Source organism: Chloroflexota bacterium, assembly GCA_013152435.1.
GTDB lineage: Bacteria > Chloroflexota > Anaerolineae > DUEN01 > DUEN01 > DUEN01.
Genome location: JAADGJ010000107.1, coordinates 1 through 7,630, shown reverse-complemented (window position 1 = coordinate 7,630; position 7,630 = coordinate 1). Strand labels below are relative to the sequence as shown.

8 protein-coding genes are annotated in these 7,630 nt (G+C 67.0%); 3 read left to right on the top strand and 5 right to left on the bottom strand.

The window, feature by feature from the left end; translation table 11 throughout:
- From GXP39_15615 to GXP39_15605, 3 genes are all read left to right on the top strand, one after another.
- Positions 1-264, top strand: a 264-nt coding sequence (locus GXP39_15615; GenBank protein ID NOZ29462.1) for a peptidase M28, incomplete at its 5' end; no start/stop codon positions are given.
- Between the two features lie 319 nt (positions 265-583).
- Complete coding sequence (locus GXP39_15610; GenBank protein ID NOZ29461.1) at positions 584-1,069, top strand: hypothetical protein; 486 nt, start codon at positions 584-586, stop codon at positions 1,067-1,069.
- 648 nt (positions 1,070-1,717) lie between these two features.
- Positions 1,718-2,542 (top strand): SDR family oxidoreductase, encoded by an 825-nt coding sequence (locus GXP39_15605; GenBank protein ID NOZ29460.1) that lies wholly within the window; start codon positions 1,718-1,720, stop codon positions 2,540-2,542.
- Here the strand turns inward: GXP39_15605 and GXP39_15600 are convergent.
- From GXP39_15600 to GXP39_15580, 5 genes are read right to left on the bottom strand one after another with little or no spacing between them, the layout of a single operon-like run.
- On the bottom strand, positions 2,527-3,348 hold the full coding sequence (locus tag GXP39_15600; protein ID NOZ29459.1) for a tRNA 2-thiocytidine(32) synthetase TtcA: 822 nt from the start codon (positions 3,346-3,348) through the stop codon (positions 2,527-2,529). The genes GXP39_15605 and GXP39_15600 overlap by 16 nt on opposite strands.
- Before the next feature lie 34 nt (positions 3,349-3,382).
- Positions 3,383-3,619: a hypothetical protein gene (locus tag GXP39_15595; GenBank protein ID NOZ29458.1), complete on the bottom strand. Its 237-nt coding sequence runs from the start codon at positions 3,617-3,619 to the stop codon at positions 3,383-3,385.
- Between the two features lie 18 nt (positions 3,620-3,637).
- On the bottom strand, positions 3,638-5,416 hold the full coding sequence (locus GXP39_15590; protein NOZ29457.1) for an SH3 domain-containing protein: 1,779 nt from the start codon (positions 5,414-5,416) through the stop codon (positions 3,638-3,640).
- A 23-nt stretch (positions 5,417-5,439) separates the two neighbouring features.
- Positions 5,440-6,684, bottom strand: coding sequence for an FtsX-like permease family protein (locus GXP39_15585; protein ID NOZ29456.1), 1,245 nt, complete (start codon positions 6,682-6,684; stop codon positions 5,440-5,442).
- A complete protein-coding gene (locus tag GXP39_15580) occupies positions 6,681-7,496 on the bottom strand; it encodes an ABC transporter ATP-binding protein (GenBank protein NOZ29455.1) in 816 nt (271 codons plus the stop codon). The genes GXP39_15585 and GXP39_15580 overlap by 4 nt, the downstream gene beginning before the upstream one ends.
- Positions 7,497-7,630: the final 134 nt, after the last annotated feature.

Genomic DNA, 7,630 nt, shown 5'->3' with positions numbered 1-7,630 from the left:
CAGGGGATCCCATCGGCGGCGGTGGCCGTCTGGCGGGGTGGCGGGGGCGGCCGGGGGTGGGGACATACCACGGCCGACACGGTGGATAAGGTCTCCCCGGCGAGCCTGCAGGCCGCTGCCGCCTTGGCGGCGCGCCTGTTGTGGCGTATCGGGCTGGACGCGGAGCCGTGGCCGGGCCATCGCACGCCGGAAGAGGTGAAGGCTGCGCTGCAGAAGGAGGGGCTGGAAGAGGTCATGCGTCTGGAGGGGCGCTGGCCCTTCTGAGTGAGAAAGGATCACGGGCGTGTATGAGCCCCCCGGCGAGAGGTCGGGGGGCTTTTCGCGCGTATGGGGAACCATCGAAAGGCGACGGCGTGCCGCGGGCAGGGGTGATTCATGAATCCCCCTGCCCTGAGCCCGGTCCGGGCGGCGAGGTTACACTCTTTTAACATCTGGGTTAACCCTGATTAACAAGTCCGGCGTACGATGGCATTGCACAGACGATGCCGGCATCACTCATATCGGGAAGGCGGAGGGCTCACATGGCCCCCGCATCGAGATGTAACCGAAGCTCATTCAAGCGGTTGTGTAGAGGGAGGTAGAGATGAAACGGAAGGTGATCGTCATGCTCGCGTTGATCGCAATGATGGCATTGGCCTCCGGAGCCGTAGCTCTGGCGGATACCGGCGAGGGAGAAGGCGCCACCGTCGAGGGCGAGGGGACGATCATCGCCCACGGGGTTGGTGTGGCCGTGATCCGTGGGGATGGCGTCGTAGATATCCGAGGCCACGGTGGCGGCACGGTGTGGATCTCCGGCGCGGAGGTCCTGGATGTCTCGGGGCAGGGATATCGCCACGAGTTCGAGCGGGGCGTCCTGCTGGTCGGCTGGGAAGGCCAGATCCACGTGGAAGGTGAGCGCATCATCGTGCGCATGGTCGGCGGCGTGATCGACTTCAAGGCGACCGGGCGCGGGATGGTCTTCCTCAAGGGGGAAGGCTGGTACAAGTTGGGAGATCGTGAGGACCGCTGGCGCCCACATGGACAGCGGCTGCGCCTGGGACCGCCGCTTCCTCCGCCGCCTGCGGAGTAGAGAGGCCCTGGTGTCGGATCCCTCCTGACCCACGCATGGCTCCGGCCGAAAGAGGAAGCTCGCTTCGGCCGGAGCTACGCTTTTGTGTAGGAGCGTGTCTGAAAATTTACCGGCATGATGTTCTGAGGGGTCTCCCTCAACGACCAGCTCCACAGGGGGAGGTGTGGAGGAAGCATCCCTCCACGGAAAACCCCACTTTTCCGGCCTGCGCCTGCCTTCCTCGGCTCTTTCTGAAGGACCCAGGCCGAGGCCGGGCAGGTCGAAGGCAGAAGAAGGGCTTTCTCCGGAGGGGCGTAGCTCCTCCCTCTGGTTTGGCCCTTTGGGTAGCGAAGGGCACTGCTCTTCGCTACCCATACCAAGATATAGGGGGATACCATAAAAGAGGCCGCATATATAGGACCTCAAAGAAAAAGGCCAAACTCCAGGGAGGGGCGGAGCCCCTCCGGGCCTCCCCCCAGCAGAAGCGACAGCATCTTTCAGGCCCGCTCTAAGAGCGTGTCTGCGGAACCCTTCTCCCGCCTCTGGCCTGCCCAGCTGTTGTACCTCGCGTCGCTCCACGAGGATCCATAAGTGGACGTGTCCGAGGGGTTCACGGTACAATGCCCCCGATCCGGGAGGAAGCCGGATCCATCACCGGATGGAGAGGGCATGGTGGCGATCGACTATCGAGGGCGTGTGGTGGTGGTGACGGGGGCATCGACCGGGATCGGGCGGGCGACGGCGCTAGCGTTCGCCCGGCGCGGCGCCCGGCTGGTCCTGGCGGCGCGCACCGCCGGGGCATTGGAGACGTTGGCCGGGGAGATCGCAAGAGCGAGAGGGGAGGCGTTGCCCGTGCCGACCGATGTCTCCGACGCGTCCCAGTGCGAGTCCCTCATCGATCGTGCGGTCGATCACTTCGGGCGCATCGATGTGCTGGTGAACAACGCGGGGCAGAGCCTGGCAGGCCTGGTCGAGCACGTGCCCCTGGAGGCGGCGGAGGCATTGTGGCGGGTGAACTTCTGGGGGGCCGTCGCCTGCACGCGATCCGCGCTTCCCCACATGTTCCGGCAGGGCTTCGGCCAAATCGTCATGGTCTCCTCGGTCGCCGGGCTGGTGGGGACGCCCACATCCGCCATGTATGCGGCGACCAAGTTCGCCATGAACGGGTGGGCTCAGGCGCTGCGGGCGGAGGTCGCCGGCCGCGGGGTGGACGTCATCGTGATCTGCCCGGGATTCGTCAGCGGGACGGCGTTGGGGGAGAAGGGGAAGGCGTTCGGGCCGCTGGCCCGGCGAGGCGGCCGAGATAACCCGCTCTCTCATATGACCACGGAGCAGGTAGCCGCCGCCCTGGTGCGCGCCTGTGAGCGCCGACGGCGACGCGTGGTGCTGAGCTGGTACGGGCGCCTGGCGGTGTGGCTGAACGCGATCGGGCCGGGATGGGTCGATTGGCTTCTCCGTACGTACGTGGACCGCTTCGTTCATCCGGGCGAGTGATCGCCGCCGCCCGCACGAGGCCTTGCCCCGTCCCTGTTTTCCTCCCCGTCTTTCGCACGCGGTCGTCGATAGGGGATCCCCTTGGGGTAGTGTCGGAGCGAAAGTCGACATAAGTGAAGGGTGGCTTGTGGGAAGGCCTGCTGGGCCTGGCGCAGGAGCTCCGCTGCCTCCTCCCGTTTGGAGCTTTGGCTGCGGGGGCAGGAGGGGGGCGGCGGCGGGAAGCCCCGGAGTCGGGCCAGGCGGCGCAGCTCCTTCTCCGGCACGTAGATCAGCGGCCGGATCAGCCGGATCAGGCCGTCGAAGTACTCGGCATGGGGGACCATCCCGTCGGTGCGGCCCTGCTGGAGCAGGTTGATGAGCACAGTCTGCGCCAGATCGTCCGCGTGGTGGCCCAGGGCGACCACGTTGCACCCCAGCCGGTGGGCCGTCTGGAAGAGTTGGCGGCGCCGGTTCCAGGCGCAGCGCTGGCAGTTCATGGGTAGCGGCTCCCCAGGGGGGAGCGCCATATCCTCGCAGACGAACGGGATGCCCGTCTGGGCCAGCCACTCCTCCAGGGGGCGGTGGGGGGAGGATGGGCCCTGGGCGTTGCCGCGAATGTGGATCGCTACGAGGTCGTAGCGCTCGGGGGCGGAGCGTCGTCTGGCGTCGAGCAGTTGGAGCAGGCTGAGGCTATCCTTTCCGCCGGATACGGCCACCGCGATCCGGTCGCCGTCTCGGATCATCCCGTAGTCTCGGATAGCCCGGTTGACGCGCTTCAGCAGGAAGAAGGCCAGCCGGTCGGCCTCGTGTGGGGTGCGATCGGTCATGCGATAGATCCCTCTCGTTCCTCCCTCGTGACGGTTACTCCCGGGTCGCCCATCGCTCCATCAGGGTCAGGAGGCCCCAGAGCAGCAGGATCACCCCGGCACCCACGGCCAGGCAGCTCAGCCCCAGGATGAGTGCCCCCCCACCGTAGATCAGCCCGATGAGCCCCCCGCCCGCGAGCAGCAACAGGGCGATGACCCAGGTCAGCAGATCCCGATCCAGGCGGCGGCGCAGGGCGCGATAATCGGTCGGTGGGCGTGGGGGCTCGGCCATGCTCATGCTCCCATGCTGTTAGCGGGACCAGCTCAGCAGCCGCTCGCCCACGCTTTGATGCTGGATGGTGATCCCCGGCAGCCCGCCGGGGAACAACGGCTGCTGTTCGCTGCCGTCGGGGCGCATGATCCACACCTCCCACTGACCGTTGCGGTCCGTTAGGAAGGCGATCCATTGGCCGTCGGGCGACCAGGCGGGCGAGACGTTGTTGGCCGGGCGTTCGGCCAGCGGATCCGGCGTGGTCAGCGCCCGGATGCCGGTCCCATCCTCGTTCATCGCGAAGATATCGGCGTGGTCGGGGTGCTTGTACTCGAAGACGATGAGGCCGCCGGTGGGCGACCAGGCCGGGTTCTCGTGGCCCAGGTCCTTGCTCAACGCCTGCGACGGCCCGGAGAGCGTGGTGATCTCCAGCCCCCGATCGCCGCGGTAGACGATGCGACGGCCGTCCGGCGCCCAGCTCGGGTTGCGGCTGTAGAGCAGCGAGGGCACATCGCGATACTCACCGGTCCAGGTGTCCACATGCCCCAGACGCCAGTTGGGGGATGGCGGCAGGTTGAAGGTCCACGGCCCAAACTTCAGCTCCAGGTATCCCTCTCGGCCTCCCTTCTGGAAGGAGAAGACCAGGTAGCGCCCGTCCGGAGACCAGTCGGGCGTGCGCGGCAGATGCGTGCCCCATTGCCGCCACTCGTTGTCGTTGGTCAGGTCGCGGACGTAGATCCCTTCCGGCTCGGGGCCGCCCGGCCAGCGGGTGTAGGCGATGCGCTTGCCATCCGGGGAGAGGTCCGGGTCCAGGACGCCGGAGGTGATATGGCGCAGGCCGCTGCCATCCGCATTGACCAGGTACAGGTCGCCGCCGCTTCGGGTCAGGATGGCCAGCTTGCCGGTGAACTTGCCGCGGCGTGGCCGGGTGGCCGCCGGTTGTGCGGTGGTCGTCGCCACCGGCGCCTCCATGGGGTCGCCGTTGACCTCGGCATACTCGGCGAAGATCCAGCCGCGCGCCTCGGTGGCCTCATCGTAGATGATCTGAAGCCAGGTGCCATCCTCGTTCCGTCCGGTGATCTGCACCTGATCACCGTCGCGTAGCTTACTGACGATGGCGTAGTTGGTGCCGGGGCCGGCGCGCACGTTCAGCACGTCGGCCGTGATCCGGGCGATCAGGCCGGTGGGCGGCGGCGTCGTCACGGGCTGTTCGGCCTCAGGGGTGCTGACGCCCGGCGTCTCCGATGGCGTGGGCGTGATCAACACGGCGGCCGCCTCGCCCATCACGGGCAGCAACATGATGTCGTTGTAGATTCGCAGCTGGTCCACCGGGATCCAGGCGCGCCCGTCGCTGTCGGGCGGATAGATCACCAGCACCCAGGTGGGCGGGTCGGACCGTCCCACCATCTCCAGCACCTGTCCCCCGCGCACCTGAGCCACCGTCTCCGCGTCCGGCCGGGGGGCGGCCTTCAGTTCCGTGCGCAGGGGAGCGACGAACGCCTTGAAGCGGATCAGTCGTGGGGTGGGTGTGGCCGTCGGCCTACGCGTCGGCTGTGGCGTGGGCGTGACCGCCCGGGTGGGCGTCTCCGCTTTCGCGGAGGCCGGTGTGGGCGTCGCCGGGGCCGGCGTAGGGGTGGGCTCCTCCTGGACGGCGGCCTCCGCTGGAGTGGGGGTCGCCGTAGGGATAGGCGTGCTCGTAGGCTCCGTCGTTGGAGCGATCCAGGGCAGCGGCAGCGCGCCGCGTGTGACGTACAGGCCGGCCAGTACGCCGACGATCACGATCACGATGGCGGAAGCGATCAAAATGGCGCGTTTCATGGTACGCCTCCCTTGGCGTCGAGCTACTCATATCGCAGCGCTTCGATCGGGTTCAGCCGGGCGGCGCGGGTGGCCGGGTAAATGCCGAAGAACAGCCCCACCACGGCGGAGAATCCGGTGGCGAGCAGCACGGACTGTGGTGTGACCGTGGTGTGTAAGTCCTTGGCCAGTTGTGAGATCGCCAGGGCTCCTGCGGCTCCCAACAGGATGCCCACGAAGCCGCCGATCATGGACAGGACGATGGCCTCGATCAGGAACTGCAGGAGGATGTCGCGCCGCTTGGCGCCCACCGCTTTGCGCAGCCCGATCTCCCGGGTCCGCTCGGTGACGCTGACCAGCATGATGTTCATGATGCCGATGCCCCCGACCAGCAGGGAGATGGCGGCGATGGCGCCCAGGAACAGCGTGAGCATCCCGGTGATCTCGCCGAAGACGGAGATGATGTCCGCCTGGTTGATGACGGTGAAATCGTCGTCGTCCTGATAGGCGATGTTATGGCGTCGGCGAAGCAGATCGGTGATCTCCTGCTGCGCGGCCTCCATGCGGTCCTCCGAGACCGCCTGCACGTAGATCACGGAGACCTGATACTCGCCGGATACGGTGCGGCTGGGGAACAGGCGCGTTTGCGCTGTGGTGATCGGGACGAAGACGGTATTGTCCTCGTCGCCGAAGCCCGATCCGCCCCGTTTCTCCATCACGCCGACGACGCGGAAGAGGATGTTGTTGATCCGGATAGTCTGTCCGATGGGGTATTCGTCGTCCTCGAATAGCCGATCCACCACGGTGGTACCCAGCACGGCCACCCGGGCGTGGGACACCACGTCCTCGTGGGTGATGAAGCTCCCCTCCGCCGGGTGCCAGTCGCGCACCTGCTCGAATTCGGGCGTCACGCCCCTGACCTGTGGGTAGGCGTCGTGCTTGCCGCGCGTCACGTTGGTGTAGCGGCTGAGCTCGGGCGCGACCGCGATGGCGTCTGGGACGTTGAACGGATCGGCGATCGCCTCCGCGTCCCCCATGGTGAGCGGCCGCACGGTCTGCCGCCTGGGGTGGGGGCCGCCCTCCTCCAGGCGCCCGGGCACCACGAACAGCAGATTGGACCCGATGCTCTGGAACTGGCTGATGACGTAATTCTCCACGCCCTTGCCCACGGAGAGCAGCGTGATCACCGCGCCGACCCCGATGATGATGCCCAGCATGGTCAGCGCGGAGCGTAGCTTGTTGGCGGATAGCGCACGCAGCGCGATGCGCATGGACTCTTTCAGCTTCATGGTTGCCTCTCGACCTCGCGCTCCGTGATGGGAGGTATCGGCATGCCGTGTGCGCCCTCGCCGGCGCGGATCGGGTGGAGGACGGGCTCATCGGAGATCACCAGCCCATCTTGCAGCCGCACGATCCGCCGGGTATGCGCGGCGATATCCGGCTCATGGGTGACCACCACGACGGTGATCCCCTTCTCCTCGTTCAAGCGCTGGAAAATCCCCATGATCTCCTCGCCCGACTTGGAGTCCAGGTTGCCGGTGGGCTCGTCGGCCAGGATGATGGCGGGCTCGTTGACCAGGGCTCGGGCGATGGCCACGCGCTGCTGTTGCCCGCCCGAGAGTTCGTTGGGGTGGTGATGCAGCCGATCGCCCAATCCGACGGCCTCCAGGGCGGCCCGGGCCCGCTCTCGGCGGTCGCGGGCGCCCGCGTAGATCAACGGCAGCTCCACGTTGTCCAGCGCCGTTGTGCGGGGAAGCAGGTTGAACGACTGGAACACGAACCCGATGCGCCGATTGCGTATCTCCGCCAGCCGGTCGTCATCCATCTGAGAGACGTCCTCGCCCTCCAGCCAGTATCGGCCGCTGGTGGGCTGATCCAGGCAGCCCAGGATGTTCATCAGCGTCGATTTGCCGGAGCCCGATGGGCCCATGATGGCCATGAACTCGCCGCGCCGAACCTCCAGGGAGATCCCCCGCAGGGCGTGCACCTCGATGTCGCCCATGCGGTACACCTTCGTGATCCCCTCCAGCCGGATGACGACATCCGTCGATGGCTGCGTCGCCGCCTCTCGGCCGTCCGATGGGTATGTCCTCTCGTCCATGGTTTCGCTCATCCCTATTCGCATCAACTGAACAGCATGGGCGAGGCCCCCGCCTGTCGCTTTTTCCCTCCACGGGCGGTCGCACCCTGAAAGGGGAGGTGCGGAGGGGCTTCCCCTCCGCAGGAAAACTCTTT

Coding starts and splice junctions, on each gene's coding strand:
- GXP39_15580 (NOZ29455.1), bottom strand. CDS start 7,496: ATGGACGAGAGGACATACCCATCGGACGGCCGAGAGGCGGCGACGCAG.
- GXP39_15590 (NOZ29457.1), bottom strand. CDS start 5,416: ATGAAACGCGCCATTTTGATCGCTTCCGCCATCGTGATCGTGATCGTC.
- GXP39_15600 (NOZ29459.1), bottom strand. CDS start 3,348: ATGACCGATCGCACCCCACACGAGGCCGACCGGCTGGCCTTCTTCCTG.
- GXP39_15610 (NOZ29461.1), top strand. CDS start 584: ATGAAACGGAAGGTGATCGTCATGCTCGCGTTGATCGCAATGATGGCA.
- GXP39_15595 (NOZ29458.1), bottom strand. CDS start 3,619: ATGGCCGAGCCCCCACGCCCACCGACCGATTATCGCGCCCTGCGCCGC.
- GXP39_15585 (NOZ29456.1), bottom strand. CDS start 6,684: ATGAAGCTGAAAGAGTCCATGCGCATCGCGCTGCGTGCGCTATCCGCC.
- GXP39_15605 (NOZ29460.1), top strand. CDS start 1,718: ATGGTGGCGATCGACTATCGAGGGCGTGTGGTGGTGGTGACGGGGGCA.